At 73.6% G+C, this 23,242-nt stretch carries 20 protein-coding genes; 13 read left to right on the forward strand and 7 right to left on the reverse strand.

Annotated elements, in window-relative coordinates; genetic code table 11:
* Position 1: 1 nt before the first annotated feature.
* On the reverse strand, positions 2-862 hold the full coding sequence (locus tag DER29_RS28110) for a serine hydrolase (RefSeq protein ID WP_121400650.1): 861 nt from the start codon (positions 860-862) through the stop codon (positions 2-4).
* 65 nt (positions 863-927) lie between these two features.
* Between DER29_RS28110 and DER29_RS28115 the strand changes: the two genes are divergently transcribed.
* Entirely contained in the window at positions 928-1,593 is a 666-nt protein-coding gene (locus DER29_RS28115) for a class I SAM-dependent methyltransferase (protein ID WP_121400651.1), read from the forward strand.
* Between the two features lie 79 nt (positions 1,594-1,672).
* Here the strand turns inward: DER29_RS28115 and typA are convergent, their stop codons facing one another.
* Positions 1,673-3,541 carry a translational GTPase TypA gene (gene typA, locus DER29_RS28120; protein ID WP_121400652.1) on the reverse strand — a complete coding sequence of 623 codons (1,869 nt, stop codon included), beginning with the start codon at positions 3,539-3,541 and terminating at the stop codon, positions 1,673-1,675.
* 135 nt (positions 3,542-3,676) lie between these two features.
* Between typA and DER29_RS28125 the strand changes: the two genes are divergently transcribed.
* Positions 3,677-5,074, forward strand: coding sequence for a DedA family protein (locus tag DER29_RS28125; protein WP_121400653.1), 1,398 nt, complete (start codon positions 3,677-3,679; stop codon positions 5,072-5,074).
* Between the two features lie 168 nt (positions 5,075-5,242).
* On the opposite strand, the gene DER29_RS28130 is transcribed toward DER29_RS28125, so the two are convergent.
* Positions 5,243-5,584: a MerR family transcriptional regulator gene (locus DER29_RS28130; RefSeq protein ID WP_121400654.1), complete on the reverse strand. Its 342-nt coding sequence runs from the start codon at positions 5,582-5,584 to the stop codon at positions 5,243-5,245.
* 61 nt (positions 5,585-5,645) lie between these two features.
* Here DER29_RS28130 and DER29_RS28135 point away from each other — a divergent pair, with 61 nt between their 5' ends.
* Positions 5,646-6,710, forward strand: coding sequence for a 12-oxophytodienoate reductase (locus DER29_RS28135; RefSeq protein ID WP_121400655.1), 1,065 nt, complete (start codon positions 5,646-5,648; stop codon positions 6,708-6,710).
* A 411-nt stretch (positions 6,711-7,121) separates the two neighbouring features.
* Here the strand turns inward: DER29_RS28135 and DER29_RS28145 are convergent, their stop codons facing one another.
* Positions 7,122-9,251 (reverse strand): efflux RND transporter permease subunit, encoded by a 2,130-nt coding sequence (locus DER29_RS28145; protein WP_121400656.1) that lies wholly within the window; start codon positions 9,249-9,251, stop codon positions 7,122-7,124.
* A gap of 169 nt (positions 9,252-9,420) precedes the next feature.
* Between DER29_RS28145 and DER29_RS28150 the strand changes: the two genes are divergently transcribed.
* From DER29_RS28150 to DER29_RS28175, 5 genes are all read left to right on the forward strand, one after another.
* Entirely contained in the window at positions 9,421-9,936 is a 516-nt protein-coding gene (locus DER29_RS28150) for a MarR family winged helix-turn-helix transcriptional regulator (protein WP_121400657.1), read from the forward strand.
* A gap of 4 nt (positions 9,937-9,940) precedes the next feature.
* Positions 9,941-11,623: a CocE/NonD family hydrolase gene (locus DER29_RS28155; protein WP_121400658.1), complete on the forward strand. Its 1,683-nt coding sequence runs from the start codon at positions 9,941-9,943 to the stop codon at positions 11,621-11,623.
* A gap of 162 nt (positions 11,624-11,785) precedes the next feature.
* Positions 11,786-12,694 carry a hypothetical protein gene (locus DER29_RS28160; protein WP_121400659.1) on the forward strand — a complete coding sequence of 303 codons (909 nt, stop codon included), beginning with the start codon at positions 11,786-11,788 and terminating at the stop codon, positions 12,692-12,694.
* A 200-nt stretch (positions 12,695-12,894) separates the two neighbouring features.
* Positions 12,895-13,470 carry a helix-turn-helix transcriptional regulator gene (locus DER29_RS28170; RefSeq protein ID WP_121400661.1) on the forward strand — a complete coding sequence of 192 codons (576 nt, stop codon included), beginning with the start codon at positions 12,895-12,897 and terminating at the stop codon, positions 13,468-13,470.
* Positions 13,467-14,837: an MFS transporter gene (locus DER29_RS28175; RefSeq protein WP_233600187.1), complete on the forward strand. Its 1,371-nt coding sequence runs from the start codon at positions 13,467-13,469 to the stop codon at positions 14,835-14,837. The genes DER29_RS28170 and DER29_RS28175 overlap by 4 nt, the downstream gene beginning before the upstream one ends.
* A 51-nt stretch (positions 14,838-14,888) precedes the next feature.
* Here the strand turns inward: DER29_RS28175 and DER29_RS28180 are convergent, their stop codons facing one another.
* A complete protein-coding gene (locus tag DER29_RS28180) occupies positions 14,889-15,092 on the reverse strand; it encodes a cold-shock protein (RefSeq protein WP_088961229.1) in 204 nt (67 codons plus the stop codon).
* 164 nt (positions 15,093-15,256) lie between these two features.
* Between DER29_RS28180 and DER29_RS28185 the strand changes: the two genes are divergently transcribed.
* Positions 15,257-15,940: a methyltransferase gene (locus tag DER29_RS28185; protein ID WP_370040711.1), complete on the forward strand. Its 684-nt coding sequence runs from the start codon at positions 15,257-15,259 to the stop codon at positions 15,938-15,940.
* Positions 15,941-16,038: 98 nt separating this feature from the next.
* Complete coding sequence (locus tag DER29_RS28190; RefSeq protein ID WP_121400663.1) at positions 16,039-16,650, forward strand: DedA family protein; 612 nt, start codon at positions 16,039-16,041, stop codon at positions 16,648-16,650.
* Positions 16,651-16,728: 78 nt separating this feature from the next.
* Here DER29_RS28190 and DER29_RS28195 read toward each other — a convergent pair whose 3' ends face one another.
* Positions 16,729-17,382 (reverse strand): MBL fold metallo-hydrolase, encoded by a 654-nt coding sequence (locus DER29_RS28195; protein WP_121400664.1) that lies wholly within the window; start codon positions 17,380-17,382, stop codon positions 16,729-16,731.
* A gap of 8 nt (positions 17,383-17,390) precedes the next feature.
* Positions 17,391-18,107, reverse strand: a complete 717-nt coding sequence (locus tag DER29_RS28200; RefSeq protein WP_121400665.1) for a maleylpyruvate isomerase family mycothiol-dependent enzyme — start codon at positions 18,105-18,107, stop codon at positions 17,391-17,393.
* A gap of 170 nt (positions 18,108-18,277) precedes the next feature.
* Here DER29_RS28200 and rsgA point away from each other — a divergent pair, with 170 nt between their 5' ends.
* The 3 genes from rsgA (at position 18,278) to DER29_RS28215 (ending at position 23,224) form a co-directional block, all read left to right on the forward strand.
* Positions 18,278-19,330: a ribosome small subunit-dependent GTPase A gene (gene rsgA, locus DER29_RS28205; RefSeq protein ID WP_121400666.1), complete on the forward strand. Its 1,053-nt coding sequence runs from the start codon at positions 18,278-18,280 to the stop codon at positions 19,328-19,330.
* A gap of 297 nt (positions 19,331-19,627) precedes the next feature.
* Entirely contained in the window at positions 19,628-22,567 is a 2,940-nt protein-coding gene (gene uvrA / locus DER29_RS28210) for an excinuclease ABC subunit UvrA (protein ID WP_121400667.1), read from the forward strand.
* A 174-nt stretch (positions 22,568-22,741) separates the two neighbouring features.
* Positions 22,742-23,224 carry a Rieske (2Fe-2S) protein gene (locus tag DER29_RS28215; protein WP_121400668.1) on the forward strand — a complete coding sequence of 161 codons (483 nt, stop codon included), beginning with the start codon at positions 22,742-22,744 and terminating at the stop codon, positions 23,222-23,224.
* Positions 23,225-23,242: the final 18 nt, after the last annotated feature.

Here is a 23,242-nt window from a genome sequence, read left to right on the forward strand (position 1 = left end):
GTCAGGGGCGCAGGTCGCGGCGGGCGTCCCAGGCGGCGGCGGACACCCGCGCGATCAGCCGGCAGGCGTCGTCCTCCTCGCCGCCGGGGCCGCCGTCGGCGAGGTCGGTGGTGGTGCAGACGACGACGGCGTACGGCGGCGCGTCGTCGGGGAAGACCACCCCGGCGCCGTGCCGCACGCCGCGCACCCAGCCGTTCTTGTGCGCGATGCGGGTGCCCTCGGGCAGTCCGGCGGCCAGGTCCTCGCGGTGTTCCTGGGCGAACAGCACGTCGAGCATGGCGGCGCAGCCGGCCGGCGAGGCCAGCGGGCCCGGGGTGCCCGCGCCGGCGGCCAGCGCGCCGAGCAACGCGGCCAGGTCGGCGGCGGTGACGAGGTTGGTGACGCCCGCCTCGCGGGCCGCGAAGTCCTCGATGCCCCGGCCGGTGACGCTGTGCCGGGCCCCGGCGAGGTCCCACACCCGTGCCACCGCCGGCAGTCCGACGTGGCCGATGACCAGGTTGGTGGCGAGGTTGCTGGAGCGGACGATCATCCGGTGGGCGAGCCAGCGCAGCGGCGCGCCGCCGCCGAGCCGCTCCCAGACGGCCTCGTCGTTGTCGTAGTGCCGCGCGCAGGAGAACCGGGGCGCGCCGGGCAGCGCGGAGTCGAACTCGTTGCGCACCGGAACCGGCGCGTCCAGGTCGAGGGTGCCGGCCTCGGCGGCGCGGTGCAGCGCGACGAGCACCGCCGCCTTCATGGTGCTGGCCGCGTAGTGGGTCGCGTCGGCGTGCCGGGTCCAGGTGGGGGAGGCGCCGACCCGCCCCACGTACGCCGACACGGTGCCGGGCACCCCGTCCAGATGGGCGTCGAGCTCGTCCCAGGTCATGCGGCTGACCGTAACGGATCGCCGACGGGGCGGCGGGCCGGGGCGATCGGTCGTACGGTGCGGGGATGACGGTTGCCGCCTACGACGCGCACGCCGACTGGTACGAGGCGTTCGCCACCGACACGTCCAGCGACTACATGACCCGGGTCCGCGCCCGGCTTGGCGACCTGCTCGGCCGCGGCCCCGGCCGCTGCCTCGACCTGTGCTGCGGCACCGGGCTCCAGGCGGCGGAGCTGCGCCGGCTGGGCTGGGACCCGGTGGGGGTCGACCTGTCCGCCGGGCAGTTGCGGCACGCCCGGCCGCGCCTGCCGGTGGCCCGCGCCGACGCGGCGGCGCTGCCGGTGGCCGACGCCTCGGTGCCCGCGGTGGCGTGCGTGCTGGCCCACACCGACGTGCCCGACTACGCGGCGGTGATCGCCGAGGCCGCGCGGGTGCTCGCGCCGGGCGGGCGGTTCGTCCACGTGGGAGTGCACCCGTGCTTCATCGGGGCGTTCGCCGACCGCTCCGACCCGCGGCGGATCGTGATCGACGGGGGCTACGCCGAGCGGGAGCGCAGCTTCCGGGCGTGGGCGCCGCACGGGGTTCGGGTGCGCGTCGGCGCGTGGCACGTGCCGCTGGCCGATCTGCTCAACGCGGTCACCGATGCCGGCCTGACCCTGGTCCGCACGGCCGAGGCCGGGTCCGGTCCGGTGCCCGACCTGTTCGCCCTCCTCGCCACCCGCCCCGCCTGACCGCTGTCGCGGGGCCGGAAACGGGCGGAGCCCGGACCGCGCGGGGCGGTCCGGGCTCCGGGGCGGCTGCGGTCGTACGTCAGCCGGCGTGCTTGCGACGGGCGGCGGCCCGCCCGCGGAGCTGCTGGTCGAGCACCACCTTGCGGATCCGGATGGCGGCCGGGGTCACCTCGACACACTCGTCCTCGCGGCAGAACTCGAGGGCCTGCTCCAGCGACAGCTTGCGCGGCGGGATCAGCTTCTCGGTCTCGTCGGAGGTCGACGCGCGCATGTTGGTGAGCTTCTTCTCCTTGGTGATGTTGACGTCCATGTCGTCGGAGCGCGAGTTCTCGCCGACGATCATGCCCTCGTACACCTCGGTGGTCGGCTCGACGAAGAGCTGGCCGCGCTCCTGAAGGTTGATCATCGCGAACGACGTCACGGCGCCGGCCCGGTCGGCGACCAGGGAGCCGTTGTTGCGGGTGCGCAGCTCGCCGAACCACGGCTCGTACGACTCGAAGACGTGGTGCAGGATGCCGGTGCCCCGGGTGTCGGTGAGGAACTCGGTGCGGAAGCCGATCAGGCCCCGGGCCGGGACCAGCCACTCCATCCGGATCCAGCCGGTGCCGTGGTTGACCAGCTGCTCCATCCGGCCCTTGCGGGTCGCCAGCAGCTGGGTGATCGCGCCCAGGTACTCCTCGGGGGCGTCGATGGTGAGCCGCTCGACCGGCTCGCAGGTCTTGCCGTCGATCTCCTTGGTGACGACCTGCGGCTTGCCGACGGTCAGCTCGAAGGACTCACGGCGCATCTGCTCGACCAGGATGGCCAGCGCCAGCTCGCCGCGGCCCTGCACCTCCCACGCGTCGGGGCGCTCGGTGGGCAGCACCCGCAGCGACACGTTGCCGACCAGCTCCTTGTCGAGCCGGTCCTTGACCATCCGGGCGGTGACCTTGGCGCCCTTGACCCGGCCGACCAGCGGCGAGGTGTTGGTGCCGATGGTCATCGAGATGGCCGGCTCGTCGACGGTGATCAGCGGCAGCGGGCGCGGGTCCTCCGCGTCGGCGAGGGTCTCACCGATCATGATCTCGGGGATGCCGGCGACGGCGATGATGTCGCCCGGGCCGGCCGAGTCGGCCGGCTTGCGCTCCAGGCCCTCGGTCATCAGCAGCTCGGAGATGCGGACCCGCTGGGTGCTGCCGTCGGTGCGGCACCAGGCCACCGTCTGGCCCTTGCTGATGGTGCCCTGCCGCACCCGGCACAGCGCCAGCCGGCCGAGGAACGGGGAGGCGTCGAGGTTGGTGACGTGCGCCTGCAGTGGCGCCTCCGGGTCGTACGCGGGCGGCGGGATGGTGTCCAGCAGGGTGCGGAACAACGGCTCCAGGCTGGTGCTGTCGTCGGGAACCGCGCCGTCGGCGGGCTGGGTCAGCGAGGCGATGCCGTCGCGGGCGCAGGCGTAGACGATCGGGAAGTCGATCTGCTCCTCGTCGGCGTCCAGGTCGAGGAAGAGCTCGTAGGTGTCGTCCACGACCTCCTTGATCCGGGCGTCGGGGCGGTCGACCTTGTTGATCACCAGGATGATCGGCATGCGCGCCTTGAGCGCCTTGCGGAGCACGAACCGGGTCTGCGGCAGGGGGCCCTCGCTGGCGTCCACCAGCAGTACCACCCCGTCGACCATGGTCAGGCCGCGCTCGACCTCACCGCCGAAGTCGGCGTGGCCGGGGGTGTCGATGATGTTGATGGTCACCGGGTCGGAGCCGTCGGCCGGCAGGTACCGCACGCCGGTGTTCTTGGCCAGGATGGTGATGCCCTTTTCCCGTTCGAGGTCCATCGAGTCCATGACCCGTTCGGTTACCTCGCCGCGGGCGCCGTAGGCGCCGGCCTGCCGCAACATGGCGTCGACCAGGGTCGTCTTGCCGTGGTCGACGTGGGCGATGATGGCGACGTTGCGGAGGTCGGTGCGAAGCTGCATACCCTCCATACTCCTGTCTGCGGTTGCCGGGGCACGCGTCGGGGTCTACCCGCGAATGACCCGGATCTCTGCCGAAACTGATGTTCCGACCGTTTCAGCGCCTGGCATGCTGACCCCCGTGGGAATGGGGGCCCGATGCACGACCTGCTGACCTCGCTGCAGGGCCTGCCGCCCCTGCTGATCTATGTGATCGCCGCGATTGTCGTCGCGGGGGAGACCGCCGTGATCTTCGGTCTGCTGGTGCCGGGCGAGGCGACCCTGTTGCTGGTCGGCTTCCTAGCGTACGCGGGGACGCTGCGGCTCGTACCGGCGCTGCTGGTGATGATCCTTGCAGCAGTGATCGGCGACACACTGGCGTACCGGGCGGGCCGGCGGCACGGGCCCCGGCTGCGCGCCGGCCGGCTGGGCGCGCGGGTGGGTCACGAGCGGTGGAGCCGGGCGGACGCGATGCTCGGCCGGCTGGGCGGGCGCGGGGTGCTCACCGCCCGCTGGGTGGCCTTCGCCCGCACCCTGGTGCCCCGGCTGGCCGGGGCGGCCGGGATGCCGTACCGGCGGTTCGCGCCGTGGAACCTGGCCGGGGTGGTGACCTGGGTGGGCGGCTCGGTGCTCGTGGGCAACCTGGCCGGCGAGTCGTACGAGACGGTCTCCCGGCTGCTCGGGCGCGCCACCGGCGCGGTGCTGGTGCTGGTGGCCGCGCTGGTGGCGGTGGTGCTGGCGGGGCGGTGGCTGGGCCGCAACCCGGATCCGGCGCGGGCGCTGGCGTCGCGGGCGGCGGGGCTGCGGCCGGTGCGTTGGCTCAGCGGCCGGTACGGGGTGCTGTTCTTCCTGCTCGCCATGCACGTCGGGCCGGCCTGGACGCTGCTGATCAACCTGGTCGCGGGCCTGCTGCTGCTCTTCCTGGCCGGGCTCGCCATCGCCTGGGTGCTCGGGGCGGTGGTCCGGCACAGTGGCCTGGCGGTGCTCGACGGCGCGATCGCCGACTGGTTCGCCGACCGGCGTACGCCCGGGGCGGTCGACGTCACGCTCGCGGTGGTCTCGGTGCTGCGCGGCTCGACCCTGATCGTGCTGGTGGCCGTCGTCGCGGCGGTGCTGGCCTGGCGGCACCGGCCCTGGCGGGCGGACCTGCTCAGCGTGGTCGGCACGGTCGGGGCGTTCGTGCCGCTGGTGGTGCTGGCCGTGGTGGTCGACCTGGCCGGGCCGACGGCGGGCGGGCCGGACGGCCGGGACGCCGCCCTGTTCCCGACGCAGAACGCCGTGGTGGCGGCCAGCCTCTGCACCCTGGCCTGGCTGCTGTCCCGGCGGGCGCGCTGGCCGGTGGCGGTGGCCGCCTGGACGGCCGCGGCGGCCGGGGTGGTCGGCATCGTCGGCGCCCGCCTCTACCTGGGGCTGAGCACCGCCAGCGGCAGCGCCACGGCGGTGCTGCTCGGGGTGGCCTGGACGGCGTTGTTCGTGGTCGCCTGGGCCACCCGCGACAGGGCGGTGGGCGACGACCCGGCGGAACCGGCGCCGGTGGCGCTGCGCGCGGACGCCTGAGGCAGGACAGCACGGTGTTCGATGTGAAGCTCGTCGATCCGGAGAACGTGGCCGGTGTCGGCCCGGATGCCCAGCAGCGAAACGTCCCGAACGGGCTCTGGTGCAGGATGCGTGACTGATCAGCGCTGGCTGGCGTTCGTCCCCCGGCTGTCGGGGGCGTCGGTGGTGTCAGGCGGCGTAGTGTTCGGCCAGGCCGGCCAGGATGGTGCGGGTCCGGTGCAGAGAGTTGATCTGGTCCTCGACCCGGCTGAGCTCAGAGCGCAACCGTTCGGCCAGCCAGGGCGTGCGGATCGCCTCCTCGGTGATGCACGGCAACACGTCGCGGATGGTGCTGCTGGACAGGCCGGCGGCGAGCAGGGACTGGATGAGCGTGACGCGCTCGACCGCCGACTCGGGATAGTGCCGTTGCCCGCCGGCGCTGCGCTCGCTGGCGAGTAGCCCCTGTTCCTCGTAGTAGCGAAGCGATCGGGCGCTCGCGCCGGTCGCCGTGGCCAGGTCGCCGATGCGCATCGGTGTCTCCCTCGTCACAGGACTTGCCCTTGACGTCAATGTCAGGTTTTAGCGTACCGGCATGACCACGACGACGACCCCACTGGGTTCCCTGCTCGAACCGACAACGCTTGCCGGCCTGCCGCTGAACAGCCGCTTCGTAATGGCGCCGATGACCCGGTTCCGATCGCCCGGCGGTGTGCCGACACCCGAGGTCGCTGCCTACTATCGGCGCCGGGCCGACAACGGCATCGGTCTGGTCATCAGCGAGGGGGTGCTCGTCGGGCATCCCAGCGCCGGGCACGAGACGAGCGTGCCGCGGATGACCGCCGGAGCGGCGGAGGAAGGCTGGCGGCGGGTGACCGACGAGGTGCACGCCGTCGGCGGCCGGATCGCCGCGCAACTGTGGCATCTCGGCAGCGCACGCGAACCGGTGGACGGGATCGCGGCGTGGACCCCGTCGGGCGTGCCCGGCGACAGCCACGCTATGACCCTCGCCGACGTCGACGTGCTTCTCGCCGCGTACGCCGACGCCGCCGGTGTGGCGGTACGGGCCGGTTTCGACGCCGTGGAGATTCACGCCGCGCACGGCTACCTGCTCGACGAGTTCCTCTGGCCGTACACCAATCGCCGCGCCGACCGTTTCGGCGGGTCACCCGCCGGGCGTTCCGCGTTCCCGGCGGAGGTGATCCGGGCGGTCCGCACGGCGGTCCCCGCCGAGATGCCGGTCATCGTGCGGTTCTCCCAGTTCAAGGAGCGGGACTACGCCGCCCGGATCGCAGAGTCACCCGCCGAGCTGGCGGTGATCCTCAACGCCTTCGCCGCGGCCGGCGCCGACGTGCTGCACGCTTCCCAGCGCAACTTCGCCGACCCGGCGTTCCCCGGCTCGCCGCGCAATCTGGCCGGCTGGGCCAAGCACCTCACCGGCCTGCCCTCCATCACCGTCGGCTCGATCGGCCTGACCCGTGACTTCCTCGGCTCCCGCGCTCTACGCGACCTGCTCCACCGGCTCGACGCCGGCGAATTCGACCTCGTCGCTCTCGGACGCATCCTGCTCGGCAACCCGGCGTGGGTGACCCTCGCCGCAGCCGGCCGACTCGACGAGATCCACAACTACCGCAAGGCCGACGAGGACACCTACTTCTAGTACTCCAGCCGGAACCTGCCTGACCTGGAGTTTCGGCAGCTCATGGGCGCGATGGAGACCCCCGCCGACAACATGCTGGAGCCACGAACAGATCGTGGACGAGCCGTTACGGGCCGTCCAGGTGCTCCCGCTCAGTACGGCCTCGGCGTGGACCGTCCCGCTGCCACAACCGGGCGGCGTGGTCGGAGTGCCTCCACTGCCGACCTGAATCATCTGCCACTGCTGGTTCGCACCGTCGAGATCGGCGTACTGACTGTGCGGGCTCCGTCGGCGGTGTTCCACTCCCAGAGGTCGACGACCTCGCCGCTGTGACGAGCCCTGGAGCCGACCCGGGACGCCGGCGTGCCGGTACGACGGCAGACGAGGGCCGTGGCGTCGCCGCCACGGCCCCCGTCGCCTCCGAGGGGCCGATCAGTCCCGGGAGGTGACCGATTCGCGTCCGGCTTCGTCCTCGTCCCCGGCGGGCTCGCGCGTGACCCGTCCCGGCCACCAAAAGCGGTCGCCGAGCGTGAACGCCAGCGCCGGCACCAGGACCGTGCGCACGAGCAGGGTGTCCAGCAGGACGCCGATGCAGACGATGATCCCGATCTGGGTCAGCAGGATCAGCGGCAGGACGCCGAGGACCGCGAAGACCGCGGCGAGCAGGATGCCGGCGCTGGTGATGACGCCGCCGGTGACCCGCAGTGCCGAGAGCATGCCGGCGCGGGTGCCGCTGCGCCGGGCGTCCTCGCGGGCCCGGGTGACGAGGAAGATGTTGTAGTCCACGCCGAGCGCCACCAGGAACACGAAGGCCAACAGCAGGACGCCGCTGTCGAGCGCCGGCATGTCCAGCACGTGGTCGAAGAGCAGCCACGACGCGCCGATGCTGGCGAAGAACGACGCGATCACGGTGAGCACCAGCAGCAGCGGGGCGACCAAGCCGCGCAGGAGCAGCACCAGCACCGCGCCGACGAGCAGCAGGATGATCGGCAGGATCAGCCGCAGGTCCCTGCCGTTGGCCTCGTTCTCGTCGTAGGTGGCGGCCACGGCGCCGCCGACCACCGCGCCGTCGAACGCGGGTGCGCCCTCGACGGCGGGCGGGGCGGAGCCGGGGACCGCCGCGACCGCGTCGCGCAGCGCCTCGACGGCCCGGTTCGCGGCCTCGGTGCCGGGCTCGGCCTCCAGTACGACGTCGACCTGGGCGACCTGGGCGCCCGCCTCGCCGGGACGCGCGGAGGCGACGCCGGGGATCCCGGCGGCGGTGTCCGTGACGGCCCGCACCGCCGAGGGGGTGGTGAGCACGGCGACCGGCTGGGTCGTGCCGGCGGGGAAGGACCGCGCGAGGGTCTCCGCGCCGGCGACCGCCTCCGGCTTGACCCGGAACTGCTCGGTCTCCGACAGGCCGGTGCGGATGCCGAGCCCGCCGAGGGCGAGCCCGGCCAGCAGCAGCGTCGCGAGCAGCGCGACCGGCGCGGGACGGCGCTCGACGGCGGCGCCGAGCCGGCCCCACAGCCGGCCCTCGCGGATCTCTCCGCCGACCCGGGGCACGAACGGCCAGAACAGGCCGCGCCCGAAGATCACCAGGACCGCCGGGAGGACGAACAGCGCCGAGAGCATGGCGAGGACGACGCCCGTGGCGCAGGCCACGGCGAGGGCGCGGTTGAGCTCCTGCTCCGACAGCAGCAGGGTGAGCACGCCGAGGACGACGGTGGAGCCGCTGGCGAGGATGGGCTCGGCGACCCGCCGCTGCGCGGCGCGCATCGCCACGAAGCGGTCCTCCTCGCGGCGCAGTTCCTCGCGGTAGCGGGCGATGAGCAGCAGCGCGTAGTTGGTGGCGGCGCCGAAGACGAGGACGCTGGCGATGCCGGTGACGGCGCCGCCGGGCAGGTTGATGCCGAAGGCCGGGACGACCGTGTCGAGGGCGCGCAGCGTGAGCTGTTCCGTCGCCGCGACGACGACGAGCGGCACGATCCACAGGAACGGGCTGCGGTAGGTGACGAGCAGCAGCAGCGCCACGACGCCGGCGGTGACGGCGAGCAGCGTGGTGTCGGCGCCGTCGAAGACCTTCGTCAGGTCGGTGGCGAACGCGGGCCCGCCGGTGACCTCCACGTTAAGGCCGGCCGGCACGTCGTCCAAGGATTCGCGCAGCTCGTCGATCCGGCCCGCGGTCTCCTCCTGCCCGCCGGCGGTGGACAGCGGCACGGCGACGAGCGCGACGGTGCCGTCGGGGGAGACCTGCGGCGGGCTGACGCGACCGCCGACGGCGAACCGGCCGAGGTCATTGGACTGGCCGGTGAGGGCCGCGCGGTCGGCCTCGGTCAGGGCCGCGCGGTCGGCGCGGCTGACGACGACGATCGCCGGCTGGACGTCGCGGGAGGGCAGCTGGTCCTGGAGGCGCTCCACCTGGGTCGACTGCCACTCCACGGACAGGCCGGTGGAGGAGACGGGCGCGGGGTTGTCGGGCTTGGGCAGCGCGAAGACGGCCGCCCCGAAGACGATCGCGGCGACCACGGTGAGCCACGCGGCGAGCCGTCCGCGCGCCACGCGGGTGAACACTGACATCGGATGCCCTCACGGTCTCTCGGCGGATTTGCTTCGACGGTCGAGACCTCGCGAACGACGCAAAGGACCGACGATCGAGTATCTTGATAAACGAGATTATCGACTGCTGAGTTATGCTGCAACCGGAACGCGAGAGCAGGAGGCGGCGACCGACGTGGCAGGTCACGGCATGTACCGGCGGCGCGACACGCGCCGCGAGCGGCTGGTCGCCGAGATCGGGACCGAGCTGCGGCGCTACTCGGTCGACGCGCAACACATCGGGCACGCCTTCGCCGGCCTGCACGGGCTCAACGCCACCGACCTGCAGGCGCTGATCGCGGTGATGGACGCCGAGCTGGTCGGCCGGCCGATCACCCCCGGCCGCCTCGGCGAGCAGCTCAATCTGTCGTCCGGCTCGGTCACCGCCCTGATCGACCGGCTCGAACGCGCCGGGCACATCCGCCGCGACCGCGACACCGCCGACCGGCGCAAGGTCTTCCTGCACTACGCCGAGCGGGGCGCCGCGCTGGCCATGGAGTTCTTCCGGCCCCTGGGCCGGCGCACCGACGACGTGATGGCCGGCTTCAGCGACGACGAGCTGGAGGTGGTGCACCGGTTCATGACCGCGATGACCGCCTCGATGGGGGAACACCGCGACGCGGTGCGCGCCGCCCGCGACGAGCCGGCCCGACGCGCGAACGGCTGACGTCGTGCTCGACCGGCTGGCAGCCCGCCTCGCCACCGCCGCGCTGCGGTTGCCGCCCGCGCGTACCCGCCGGGTCACCCTCACCCGGGGCATCGAGGTGCGAACCCGCGACGGCGTGCCGCTGCGCACCGACCACTACGCCCCGGCCCTGCCCGGCGCGCCGACGGTGCTGATCCGCACCCCGTACGGGCGGGGCGGACCCGTGCGGCTGCTCGGTCGGCTCGTCGCCGAACGCGGCTTCCACGTGGTGATCCAGTCCTGCCGCGGCACGTTCGGCTCCGGTGGCACCTTCGCCCCGCTGGTGCACGAGCGCGAGGACGGCCTCGACACCCTCGACTGGCTGCGCCGCCAGCCCTGGTGGTCCGGCGCGTTCGGCATGTTCGGCGCCAGCTACCAGGGCTTCGTGCAGTGGGCCCTGGCCGCCGACGCGGGGGAGGAGTTGCGGGCGATGGTCGCGGTGGTGACCGCCTCGGGCACCCGCGACTCGACGTACGCCGGGGAGTCCTTTGCTCTGGACACCGTGCTCACCTGGGCCGAACTGCTCCAGGCGCAGACCGTGCCGTGGCTGGCCCGGCAGTGGGAACTCAAGCGCGGCCAGCCCCGGCTGGTCGCGGCGCTGGCCCACCTGCCGCTGGCCGAGGCGGACCGGGTGGCCACCGGCGTGACCGTGCCGTTCTTCCAGGAGTGGCTGCGCCACCACACTCCGGACGCCGACTACTGGCGTACGCGCGTCTTCGGCGACCGGATCGCCGAGGTCCACGCGCCGGTGGTGATGGTGAGCGGCTGGCACGACATCTTCCTGCCGGCCCAACTGCGCGACTTCGCGGCGCTGCGCGCGGCCGGCGCCCGTCCCCGGCTGACCGTCGGACCGTGGACCCACGGCAGCCCCGGGCTCCTCCTCGCCGCGCTGCGCGACGGGCTGGACCACCTCGACGCCCACCTCGCCGGGCGGCGCCCGCAGGCGTCGTCGGTCGGTGCCGGTGCGGCGGCCCCCGTGCGGGTGCACGTCGGCGGTGCCGGTGGCGGCTGGCGGGACCTGCCCGACTGGCCGCCCCCGGCGGTGCCGACCCCGTGGCACCTGCACCCGGCGGGCGGGCTGAGCACCGCCGCGCCGGTCCCGTCGGCGCCGGACGGCTTCCACTACGACCCGGCCGACCCGACGCCCTCGCTCGGCGGGCCGCTGCTGGTCGCCCAGCGGGCCGGGCCGGTGGACAATCGCCCGGTCGAGGCCCGGCCCGACGTGCTCACCTTCACCAGCGCCCCGCTCGACGCGCCCGTGGAGGTGATCGGTCCGGTACGCGCCGAGATCCACCTGCGCAGCGAGCTGTCCCACCTGGACGTCTTCGTGCGGCTGTGCGACGTGGACCGGCGCGGCCGGTCCTGGAACGTCTGCGACGGCCTGGTCCGGGTCACGCCAGACCGGTTCCCCGCCGACGCGGCCGGCGTGGTACGCGTGCCGGTGGAGCTCTGGCCCGCGGCGCACCGGTTCGCGCCGGGGCACCGGCTGCGGGTACAGGTCTCCGGCGGCGCCCATCCCCGCTACGCGCGCAACCCCGGCACCGGCGAGCCCCTCGGCACGGCAGTGACCCTACGTGCCGGATGGCGGGAGATCCTGCACGATCCACAGTGTCCGTCCGCTGTGGTCCTACCGATCATGCCGCCGGTGTCACAGGTTTCTCCCAGCTGAAAAAACCTGCTCTGAGCTGGGCATTCATCAATCGATGGGGCTATGGTTGGGCCACTGCCCGACGCTGTGCACCACTCGGTCGGGCCTGCCTGTGGGGCTCTCACGCCGCCTACGCGGTGTCACTGTCGTGCCCGGCCCCGACCATCCGCAAGGGGGAACCCCATGACGCGGGCACCGCAAAACCTGTTGGCCGTCCGCCGCCTGCTGCTGGAGCATCTCAACCGCGATCCCGACAGATCCCGTGACCAGGACCTCGAACCCGCCGAGGTCGGCATCGTCGGCGACCCCGCCCACCGGGGCGGCTACCACTGCGGCTCCGACCGGGTCGTGACGCGGGACTACTCCGTCGTCGAGTCCTCCCGGGACTCGTCCGGCCTCACTCTCGACGCGTCCGCGCTCGACGTCGGCTCCTTCCGGGTCAGCGTCGGCGGGCGGACCCACGATCTGCGGAGCTTCTCGACCTGGTGCGTCGAGCAGTGCGCCGCGGACAGCGCGGACAGCCGCGACATCCGGGAGATCATCTACTCCCCGGACGGCAAGGTCGTCCGACGGTGGGACCGCCTGCGCAAACGAACGAGCGGTGACAACTCCCACCTGTGGCACACCCACTTCAGTTTCTTTCGCGACTCGACCAAGGCCAACCGTGACCAGACCCCGCTGTTCCGCCGCTACCTGACCGCCATCGGGCTTATCGCCCCACCCGAAGAGGAGCCCACCATGGAGCAGACCGACCAACTCGCGTACAAAACCGACGTCTCCACCCGTACCGTCGGTCAGGTCCTCGCCGACCTGTCGAACCTGCGCAACTGGCTGATCTCGCCCGTCGGAACGACGGGCCTGGTGAGCCCGCCGATGGAACAGTCGCCGCTGATGCTCATGCTGGCGATGGCGCGCGGCTACCCGGCGCTGGTCGCCCAGGTCAAGGCCCTCTCCGAGGGTGACTTCAGCGACGAGCAGGCGATCATCAGCGGTGTGCTCGCCGGTCTCTCGCCGGAACAGATCGCGGAGGCGATCCCGCCCACCATCGCCCAGCAGGTCACCGACGAACTGGCCCGCCGCCTGGCGGCCTGACCCCGCCGCGTCCGCCGCGCCGGCCCGCGCCCACGCCCGGCGGACCGACGCCGGCACCGCCCGGCCCACCACCGCGAGTTCGTCGAGGTCCACCCCGGCGAACGCGCCCAAGCCGGACGGCCGGCCGCGACCGGGATTCGGCAACGGCAGTTGCGAAACAGCTGTTGCGCAACTGCCGTTGCCGATGTCAGGCTGGCGGCATGACGAAACCCGACGTACGCCACGTGACCGACTCGCGGGTGCTCGCCGCGCTGTCTCACCCGCTGCGCCGCCGGCTGATGGACGTGCTCAAGGTGCACGGTCCGTCCACCGTCGGCCTGCTCGCCGAGCGGACCGGTCAGGCGCCGGCGAACGTCAGCCACCACCTCAAGGTGCTGGCCGGCGCCGAGCTGGTCGAGGAGGCGCCCGAGCTGGCCCGCGACCGGCGGGAACGCTGGTGGCGCCTGGTCACCCGGGGTGTCCGCTGGTCCCAGTCGGACTTCGACGCCGATCCCGCCGCCCGGGCCGTCGCCGACGCCGCCACCTCGCTCAACCTGGACCGGCACGTCGCCCTCGCCCGCGCGTGGCACGCCACCGACGAGGCCAGCCAGGCCGCCTGGCCGGAGGGGCCGTTCTCCACGGACCGCTGGCTGCACCTGACCGACGCCGAACTCGCCCGACTGGCCGGCGAGCTGAACGAGGTGCTCACCCGGTGGGGCGAGCGGGACGTGCCCGACGACGGGCAGAAACGCGAGCCGGTCTTCCTCTTCGCCTACGGGATCCCGGCCACGCCGTGACGCCGCCCGCCGACGCCACCCCGCCGACCCGTACCGCCGACGCCACGGCCGCCCCGACGGCGGGCGCCCGCCGTCCGGGCGCCGACCCGGCGGTACGGCCCGCCGACCGGCCGGCGGCAGCGGCGCCCCGGGGCGGGCTGCTGCGGCACCGGGACTTCCGGCTGCTCTGGGCCGGGCAGACCGCCAGCGCCGTCGGCAGCAACGTCACCGCCGTGGCGCTGCCCCTGGTCGCGGTGACCGTGCTCGACGCCAGCACCTTCGGCGTCGCGGTGCTCACCGCCGCCGCCTGGCTGCCGTGGCTGCTCGTCGGCCTGCCGGCCGGCGCCTGGGTGGACCGGTTGCCGCGCCGGCCGGTGATGATCGCCTGTGACCTGGTCTCGGCGCTGCTGTTCCTCAGCGTCCCCGCCGCCGCCGTGCTCGGCGTGCTGACCCTGACGCAGCTGCTGGTGGTGGCGTTGGGCGCCGGCCTGGCCCGGGTCTTCTTCGAGACGGCCGACCAGGTCTATCTGCCCGTGCTGCTGCGCCCCGGGCAGGTGCCGGAGGGCAACGCCAAGCTCCAGGCCACCCAGACCGCGAGCTACGTGCTCGGCCCCGGTCTCGCCGGCGTGGTCGCACAGGCCGCCGGCGCCGTCACCGCGCTGGTGCTCGACGCGCTGAGCTTCCTGTTCTCCGCCGCCTGCCTGCTGCGCATCCGCACCGTCGAACGGCGTCCCGAGCGCGTCGGGCCCTCGCGGTCGCTGCGCCGGGAGATCGGCGAGGGGATCCGGTTCGTCGCCCGGGACCCGTATCTGCGGGTGCTCACCGCCTTCGGGGCGGCCAGCAACGTCGGCCTGGTCGGCTACCAGGCGGTCCTGGTGGTCTTCCTGGTCCGGGAGGCGCGACTCGCACCGGCCCCGGTGGGCCTGCTGGTCGCGGCGATGAGTCTCGGCGGCATCGTCGGCGCGCTGTCGGCGACCCTGCTCGGCCGTCGGCTCGGCACCGCCCGGGCCATGCTCCTGGCGGCGGCGTTCACCGGGCCACCGGCGTTGCTGATCCCGCTCGCCGGACCCGGCGGCCGACTCGCCCTGCCGGCGATCGGCGGAATGCTGGTCAGCCTCGGGGTGGCGGTGGGCAACGTGCTCAAGGGCAGCTTCCGGCAGACCTACACGCCGCACCACCTGCTGGGCCGCGTCACGGTGAGCATGCAGATGCTCAACTACGGCACGATCCCGCTGGCCGCGGTGCTGGCCGGGGCGGTCGGCGCGGCCCACGGGGCCGGCACCGCGATCGCGGTGATGACGGGCTGGCTCGCGCTCACCCCGGCGATTCTGCTGATCGGGCCGCTACGGCGGCGACGGGACCTGCCCGCCGCGCCGAAGCGGCCCTGAAAACGCGCTGCGGCGGCGGCCGTCAGTTGGCCGCCGCCACCGGCACGGGATCTACAGCGGACGGACGTTGTCCGCCTGCGGACCCTTCTGACCCTGGGTCACCTCGAACTCGACCTTCTGGCCCTCGTTCAGCTCCCGGTAACCGCTCGACGCGATGGCCGAGTAGTGGACGAACACGTCCGGCCCTCCGCCATCCTGCTCGATGAAGCCGAAGCCCTTTTCCGAGTTGAACCACTTAACCGTGCCGGTTGCCATGCATCTCTCCCTGTTCCAAAGCGGGTGAACCTCGGTCGTCGACCGAATGATCGCCCGGTGCCACCCCGAGAGTAACCGGCCGAACCCCGATCCGCTGGCCGAACTCTCGGCGCGGCGACGCGAAAGCCGGGCGGTGCGAGGTCGGCTGGGGCATGCTTGCCCCGATGAGAGGTGCCACAGCCGACGCGCTGACCGAGATCGAGCGGGAGATCGACGCTCCCGGCGGCGGGCTGGACCGGCTCCGGCTGGTGCGGATCCCGTTCGTCCCCGAGGTCCGGCTTTACCTGGCCGAGGACGCCATCGTGTGGTGGGCCCGGATGGAGGCGCAGGCCGGGCACGCCCTGCCCGCGCCGTACTGGGCCTCGGTCTGGGCCGGTGGACAGGCCCTCGCGCGCCACCTGCTCGACCACCCCGACCTCGCGGCCGGCCGCCGGGTGCTCGACCTCGCCGCCGGGTCCGGCCTGGTGGCGATCGCCGCCGCGCTCGCCGGCGCCGAGCGCGTGGTCGCCAACGACATCGACCCGTACGCGGTCGCGGCGGTCACCGTCAACGCCCGGGCCAACGATGTGACGGTCGCAACCACCGGCGGCGATCTGCTCGACTCCGACCTCGACGGGGTGGACCTGCTGGTGGCCGGGGACGTGCTCTACGACGCGACGATGGCGGCGCGGGTGCTGCCCTTCCTGCGACGGGCCGCCGCCGCGGGCGCCGACGTGCTGGTGGGCGATCCCGGGCGGGGCCACCTGCCGCCGGGCGTGCTGGCGACGGTGGCCAGCTACCCCGTGCCGACCACCGAGCCCGCCGTCGACTCGACCGTGCGCCGGGTGCAGGTGCTGCGCCCCCGGTGACCCACGGGCTCTCAGGGTCGACCCCGAGCCCGATACCAGGGGGCGGTGGGGGATCGGACCCGATGTCCCGGGTGGCCGGGCGGCCATAGCGTACGGGCATGGCGGATTGGCTGACCCAGCTCGGAGAGCTCCCCACCACCCTGCTCATGGGGGTGCTCGGGGTGGTGATGCTCTTCGACGCCGTACCGCTGCTCGGGGTGCTGGTCCCCGGCGACGTGGCGATCCTGGCCGCGATGGGGGTCGGCGGCCCGACCACCGGGGCCGCCACCTTCGCCGTCGTGGTGGCCGGCTGCCTCGCCGGCTGGTCGCTGAGCTTCCTCGCCGGCCGCCGGTACGGCGAACGCCTGCGGCGCAGCCGCCTCGGCGACTGGATCGGCGAGGCGCGCTGGGCGGCGGCGGAGGGGATCCTCCAGCGCGGCGGCGGCCGGATGGTGCTGGTCGCGCCCTTCCTGCCGGTGTTCAACGCGCTGCTGCCGCTGGCGGCGGGCGGGCTGCGGATGTCGTACCCGCGCTTCCTCGGCTGCGCGACGCTCGGCGCGGCGGCCTGGGCCGGTCTCTACCTGGCGCTGGGCACCGCGTCGCGGTCGCTCGCCGGGCTGCTGCCGGGGGAGTCCAGTCCGATGCTGGTCACCATGGCGGTCGGCCTGCTGCTGGCGGGCGCGGTGGCGATGGGCACGCGGCGCCGGCTGCGCGCGGTCACCGGGGCCTGACCCCGCGCCGGACGGGGGAGCGGGGGACCGACGGGGGGAGCGGGGCCGGGCGCGGATCGCGCCCGGCCCCGCTGAGGTTCACCAGCCGCGGGCGCGCCACTGGGGCAGCGCGGGACGTTCCGCGCCGAGCGTGCTGTCCTTGCCGTGACCCGGGTAGAACCAGGTCTCGTCGGGCAGCCGGTCGAAGAGCTTGTGCTCGACGTCGTCGATGAGCGCGGAGAACCGCTCCGGATCCTTGTCGGTGTTGCCGACCCCGCCCGGGAAGAGGCTGTCGCCGGTGAACAGGTGCGGCGACCCCGCCGGGTCACGGTAGAGCAGCGCGATCGAGCCGGGGGTGTGGCCCTTGACGTGGATCACCTCCAGCGCGCACTCGCCCACCGGCACGCTGTCGCCGTCGGCGAGCGTCTCGGCCTCGATCGGCAGCCCGGCCGCGTCGTCGGCGTGCACCAGCGGGCGGGCGCCGGTCTTGGCGACCACCTCCTCCAGCGCCACCCAGTGGTCCATGTGCTGGTGGGTGGTGACCACCGTGGCCAGCCCCGCGTCGCCCACCAGCTCGAGCAGCCGCGGCGCCTCGTTGGCGGCGTCGATCAGCACCTGCTCGCCGGTGGCCCGGCAGCGCAGCAGGTAGGCGTTGTTGTCCATCGGGCCCACCGACACCTTCGTGATGGTGAGCCCGTCGAGCTCGCGTACGGCCGGCGCGCCGCCGGGCGTGACGTCTCCGCTGTAGGTCATGAGGTCGTCTATATCCATTCCGGTGGTTGCGGCAGGGGGCCGTCGGGGGTGACGGTCAGCACGGTGCCCGGGCTGCGGCCGATCAGCCAGGCGGCGAGTTCGGGGGCGGCGCCGGTGACCGTGGGCGCGGCGCTCCGGTCGCCGACAACCAGCTCGTGCCGGCTGCCGTCGAAGCGCAGCACCATCGGCGGCACGTCGGCGCGGTCGGCGAGGTCGCCGACCACCTCGTGCAGCAGCCGGTGGCCGAACGCCTCGGGCCAGTCGGCCGGCCGGTAGTCGGCGTCGAGGTCCACGTGGTGCACCTCGATCTCGCGCAGCCGGCCCCAGACCAGCATGGCCGCCGGCCAGGGCCCGCGCCGCGTCTGGACGGTGGCCGCCCACGCCTCGACCGGCATCGCGGCGACCGCCTCGGCGAACCGGTCGGCCGAGCGGCGCAGGTCGTCCAGGTGGGTGGCGGGCGGGCGGGCGGCGCCCGCGTCGATGTCGGCGTCCCGGGCCGCCGCGGAGGCGTACATCGGGATCGGCTCGCCGGTGCGGGCCGCGGTGAGCAGGTTGACGAAGCCGTCGGCGTTGCGGGCCAGATGAGCCAGGACGTGCCCCCGGCTCCAGGCGGGCAGCAGCGAGGCGGCGGCGAGGCCCGTGTCGTCGAGGGTGGCCGCGGTCCGCAGCAGACGGTCCGTGGCCGCGTCCACCTCGCCCGTCAGCAGAAGCGGATCCATGGTCACCCACCGACCCTATCCGCCGGGGGACCCCGCGTCGCCGGGGAAATCGCTTTCGGCGCGTCGCGGCGCGTCCTACCGTCGGCGGGGAACGCGGCACCGGACGGCGGGGGAGGTGGTGACCATGCCGGTAGCAGCACGCGTGCGTCAACCACTGCGACACCGATGAGGATGCCATGACCATCGATCTGACCGCCCTCGGCTGGGATGCCGAGCGGGCGGCACACGTACCGCGACGCGGCGGGCACCGACCGGGCCGGGTGGCCCGGGTGGACCGCGGCGTCTGCACCGTGCTCTGCGCGGACGGCCCGGTCCGCGCCACCCTGGGCGGGGCGGTCCTGGCCGCCGCCGCCCGCGACCTGACCCGCCTGCCCTGCGCGGGCGACTGGGTGCTGCTGGGCACCTGGCCCGACCGCAACGTCACCGTGGAGGCGGTGCTGCCGAGGCGCACCGCCCTCGTCCGGCGGACCGCCGGCAAGGACGCCAGCGGCCAGGTGCTGGCCGCCAACCTCGACGCCGCCGCCGTGGTGGAGCCGGTGCACCCCGAACCGGACGTCGGCCGGATCGAACGGCTGCTCTCCCTGGCGCACGAGTCCGGCGCCCGGCCGTTGGTCGTGCTCACCAAGGCCGACCTGGCGGCCGACCCGCAGGCCGTCGCGCGCCAGCTCGCCGGGATCGCCCCGGGGGTGCCGGTGCTGGCCGTCAGCGCCGAGCACGGCAACGGGCTCGACCCGCTGCGCGCCGAGGTGGCGCCCGGCCGCACGCTCGGCCTGCTCGGCCCGTCCGGCGCGGGCAAGTCGAGCCTGGTCAACGCGCTGGCCGGGGCGGCGCTGATGCCGACGCAGGCGATCCGGCGCGTCGACGGCAAGGGCCGGCACACCACCACCTGGCGGGCACTGCTCCCGGTGCCCGGCGGCGGCGCCGTGCTGGACACCCCGGGGGTACGGGCGGTCGGCCTGCTCGACGGCTCGGCGGGGCTGGACCGGGCGTTCGCGGACATCGCCGAGCTGGCCACCGGCTGCCGGTACGCCGACTGCGGGCACGACGGGGAGCCGGCCTGCGCGGTGCGCGAGGCGCTGGAGACCGGCGAGCTGCCGGCGCGGCGCTGGGAGAGCTGGCGGCGGTTGCAGCGGGAGGTGGCGTACGAGAGCCGGCGGCGGGAGACGCGGCTGGCCGCGGAGCGGCGCGGCGGCTGGCGCTCCGGGCGGCGGCGGGCCGCCCGCCCCTGACGGGCGTACGCGCGGGCGGGGGCCGGTCGACGACCGGCCCCCGCCCGTCTCTTCGGGGACGGCGGAGCGCTTCCTCGGTCACGGCGGACCGTTCCCTCGGGGCGCGGCGGGCCGGTTCCTCGTCACGGCGGACCGGGCTGAGCTGGGGGAATGTGCCGGCGAGGGAAGTTGTCGTACCTCGGGGCTAGAGTTGCCGAGGCGCCTTTCTGCGCGCCCACAACCACTCAGACAACCGCTCAAACCAGCCTTGGAGCGGACAATTCCTCCTCATCTTCTTCACCCGGGAGTACACGGACAGTGGCCGACCGACTGATCATCCGTGGCGCGCGCGAGCACAACCTGCGTGACGTCAGTCTCGACCTGCCCCGGGACGCCCTAATCGTGTTCACGGGGCTCTCCGGGTCGGGCAAGTCGAGCCTGGCCTTCGACACGATCTTCGCCGAGGGGCAGCGTCGCTACGTGGAGTCGCTGTCGTCGTACGCACGGCAGTTCCTCGGCCAGATGGACAAGCCGGACGTCGACTTCATCGAGGGCCTGAGCCCGGCGGTCTCCATCGACCAGAAGTCCACCTCGCGCAACCCGCGCTCGACGGTGGGCACCATCACCGAGGTCTACGACTACCTCCGGCTGCTCTTCGCCCGCATCGGCGAGCCACACTGCCCGGTCTGCGGCGAGCGGATCTCCCGGCAGACCCCTCAGCAGATCGTCGACCGGGTCCTCGCGATGGCCGAGGGCACCAAGTTCATGGTGCTCTCGCCCGTGGTGCGCGGCCGCAAGGGCGAGTACGTGGACCTCTTCGCCGAACTCCAGGCCAAGGGCTACGCCCGGGCCCGGGTCGACGGCGTGGTGCACCCGCTGACCGAGCCGCCGAAGCTGAAGAAGCAGGAGAAGCACACCATCGAGGTGGTGATCGACCGCCTCACGGTCAAGCCGAGCGCCAAGCAGCGGCTGACCGACTCGGTCGAGGCCGCCCTGGGCCTGTCCAACGGCCTGGTCCTGCTCGACTTCGTCGACCTGCCCGAGGACGATCCGGAACGCGAGCGGCGCTACTCCGAGCACCTGGCCTGCCCCAACGACCACCCGCTGGCGATCGAGGACCTGGAGCCCCGGGTCTTCTCCTTCAACGCGCCCTACGGCGCCTGCCCCGAGTGCACCGGCCTCGGCACCAAGAAGGAGGTCGACCCGGAGCTGGTCGTCCCCGACCCGGAGCGCACCCTGCGCGAGGGCGCGGTCCAGCCCTGGTCGACCGGGCACAACCTGGAATACTTCCTGCGCCTGCTGGAGGCCCTCGGCGCGGCCGAGCACTTCGACGTCGACACGCCGTGGCGGGCCCTGCCGTCGCGGGCGCAGAAGACGATCCTGCACGGCTCCGACGACCAGGTGCACGTGCGCTACCGCAACAAGTTCGGCCGCGAGCGCTCCTACTACACCGGCTTCGAGGGCGTGGTGCAGTGGATCGAGCGCCGGCACACCGACACCGAGTCGGAGTGGTCGCGGGAGAAGTACGAGGGCTACATGCGCGACGTGCCCTGCGCGGCCTGCGGGGGCGCCCGGCTCAAGCCCGAGGTGCTCGCGGTCACCCTGGCCGGCAAGAGCATCGCCGAGGTCTGCAACCTCTCCGTCGGCGAGGCCGCCGACCTGCTCGCCGGCATCGAGCTGACCGACCGGCAGAAGATGATCGCCGAGCGGGTGCTCAAGGAGATCAACGCCCGGCTGAAGTTCCTGCTCGACGTCGGTCTCGACTACCTGTCCCTGGACCGCCCGGCCGGCACCCTCTCCGGCGGCGAGGCGCAGCGCATCCGGCTGGCCACCCAGATCGGCTCCGGCCTGGTCGGGGTGCTCTACGTCCTCGACGAGCCGTCGATCGGGCTGCACCAGCGCGACAACCACCGGCTGATCGAGACCCTGGTCCGGCTGCGTGGCCTGGGCAACACGCTGATCGTCGTCGAGCACGACGAGGACACGATCCGCACCGCCGACTGGATCGTCGACATCGGCCCGGGCGCGGGCGAGCACGGCGGCAAGATCGTGCACAGCGGCTCCGTGCCGGCGCTGCTGGAGAACCCGGAGTCGGTGACCGGGGCCTACCTGTCGGGCCGCCGGTCGATCCCGACGCCGCAGGGGCGCCGTCCGCAGACCCCGGAGCGGGAGCTGGTGGTGCACGGCGCGCGCGAGCACAACCTGCGCAACCTGACCGTCTCGTTCCCGCTCGGCCAGCTCATCGCCGTCACCGGGGTCAGCGGCTCCGGCAAGTCGACGCTGGTCAACGACATCCTCTACGCGGTGCTGGCCAACCAGATCAACGGGGCCCGGCTGGTCCCCGGCCGGCACACCCGGGTCTCCGGGCTGGAGCACGTCGACAAGGTGGTCGGCGTCGACCAGTCGCCGATCGGCCGCACGCCGCGGTCCAACCCGGCCACCTACACCGGGGTCTGGGACCACGTCCGCAAGCTCTTCGCCGAGACCACCGAGGCCAAGGTCCGGGGGTACGGCCCCGGCCGGTTCTCGTTCAACGTCAAGGGTGGCCGCTGCGAGGCGTGCTCCGGCGACGGCACCATCAAGATCGAGATGAACTTCCTGCCCGACGTGTACGTCCCGTGCGAGGTCTGCAAGGGCGCCCGCTACAACCGGGAGACCCTGGAAGTGCACTACAAGGGCAAGACCGTCTCCGACGTGCTGGAGATGCCGATCGAGGAGGCGGCCGAGTTCTTCTCCGCCATCCCGGCCATCCACCGGCACCTCAAGACGCTGGTCGACGTCGGCCTCGGCTACGTCCGGCTCGGCCAGCCCGCGCCCACGCTCTCCGGCGGCGAGGCCCAGCGGGTCAAGCTCGCCTCCGAGTTGCAGAAGCGCTCGACCGGGCGGACGGTCTACGTCCTCGACGAGCCGACCACCGGCCTGCACTTCGAGGACATCCGCAAGCTGCTGATGGTGCTCGAAGGGCTGGTCGACAAGGGCAACACGGTGATCACCATCGAGCACAACCTCGACGTGATCAAGACAGCCGACTGGCTGATCGACATGGGCCCCGAGGGCGGCCACCGGGGCGGCACGGTGCTCGCCACCGGCACCCCCGAGGAGGTCGCCGAGGTGCCCGGCAGCCACACCGGCCACTTCCTGCGGCAGGCGCTCAGGCTCGACGGCGAGGCGAAGGGCGCGGCGGCGGCCACCTCCCGGGCGGCCAAGGCCAACGGCACCAAGCCCCGCGCCCGCAAGGTGCCGGCCGGGGCGCGCTGACGGCGCGCCTCCCGACCGCCGGTACGGACCGTTGGGGCCGTTCGGGCGGGCCCCACGCCCGCCGGGACGGCCCCACGGTCGCCGATCAGGTGAACCGTCGGGCAGAGTGATCCGTGTACCCGAGTGTGGCCGCGGATCATGACCAGGCGGCGGCAGCCGAGAGAAGGGCGAGGCATGAGTGACGATCAGGGGCTGACCGGGCCGGCGACGCGGACGCGACGCGCCCTCCTCACGGGCGCGGGCGCGGTCGGCGCGGCGGTGGTCCTGGCCGCCTGCGGCAGCGACGACTCCGGCGACGGGGCGGCCCCGACCAGCGGCGGCCCGCCGGTGCCCAGCACCGGTGACGCCGGCGGCGGCGACCGCGAGGGCGCGCAGTCGCTGGCCCGTACGGCCGACATCCCGGTCGGCGGCGGCACCGTCTATCCCGCCCAGGGCGTGGTGATCACCCAGCCGCGCGAGGGCGAGTTCAAGGGGTTCGACTCGATCTGCACCCACCAGGGCTGCCCGGTGACGAACGTCGACGGCGGCACCATCAACTGCACCTGCCACTTCAGCAAGTTCTCGATCGAGGACGGCTCGGTAAAGGGCGGCCCGGCCACCAAGCCGCTCCCGCCGAAGAACGTCAAGGTCACCGGCGATCAGATCTCGCTGGCCTGACCGGCCCGGCGGGGCCGG

The sequence above is a fragment of the Micromonospora sp. M71_S20 genome, from assembly GCF_003664255.1.
In the GTDB taxonomy this organism is placed as follows: domain Bacteria; phylum Actinomycetota; class Actinomycetes; order Mycobacteriales; family Micromonosporaceae; genus Micromonospora.

Coding starts and splice junctions, on each gene's coding strand:
- DER29_RS28110 (WP_121400650.1), bottom strand. CDS start 862: ATGACCTGGGACGAGCTCGACGCCCATCTGGACGGGGTGCCCGGCACC.
- DER29_RS28135 (WP_121400655.1), top strand. CDS start 5,646: ATGACCACGACGACGACCCCACTGGGTTCCCTGCTCGAACCGACAACG.
- rsgA (WP_121400666.1), top strand. CDS start 18,278: ATGACCATCGATCTGACCGCCCTCGGCTGGGATGCCGAGCGGGCGGCA.
- DER29_RS28195 (WP_121400664.1), bottom strand. CDS start 17,382: ATGACCTACAGCGGAGACGTCACGCCCGGCGGCGCGCCGGCCGTACGC.
- DER29_RS28180 (WP_088961229.1), bottom strand. CDS start 15,092: ATGGCAACCGGCACGGTTAAGTGGTTCAACTCGGAAAAGGGCTTCGGC.
- DER29_RS28185 (WP_370040711.1), top strand. CDS start 15,257: ATGAGAGGTGCCACAGCCGACGCGCTGACCGAGATCGAGCGGGAGATC.
- DER29_RS28190 (WP_121400663.1), top strand. CDS start 16,039: ATGGCGGATTGGCTGACCCAGCTCGGAGAGCTCCCCACCACCCTGCTC.
- DER29_RS28160 (WP_121400659.1), top strand. CDS start 11,786: ATGACGCGGGCACCGCAAAACCTGTTGGCCGTCCGCCGCCTGCTGCTG.
- DER29_RS28150 (WP_121400657.1), top strand. CDS start 9,421: ATGTACCGGCGGCGCGACACGCGCCGCGAGCGGCTGGTCGCCGAGATC.
- DER29_RS28170 (WP_121400661.1), top strand. CDS start 12,895: ATGACGAAACCCGACGTACGCCACGTGACCGACTCGCGGGTGCTCGCC.
- DER29_RS28125 (WP_121400653.1), top strand. CDS start 3,677: ATGCACGACCTGCTGACCTCGCTGCAGGGCCTGCCGCCCCTGCTGATC.
- DER29_RS28215 (WP_121400668.1), top strand. CDS start 22,742: ATGAGTGACGATCAGGGGCTGACCGGGCCGGCGACGCGGACGCGACGC.
- DER29_RS28130 (WP_121400654.1), bottom strand. CDS start 5,584: ATGCGCATCGGCGACCTGGCCACGGCGACCGGCGCGAGCGCCCGATCG.
- DER29_RS28115 (WP_121400651.1), top strand. CDS start 928: ATGACGGTTGCCGCCTACGACGCGCACGCCGACTGGTACGAGGCGTTC.
- DER29_RS28145 (WP_121400656.1), bottom strand. CDS start 9,251: ATGTCAGTGTTCACCCGCGTGGCGCGCGGACGGCTCGCCGCGTGGCTC.
- typA (WP_121400652.1), bottom strand. CDS start 3,541: ATGCAGCTTCGCACCGACCTCCGCAACGTCGCCATCATCGCCCACGTC.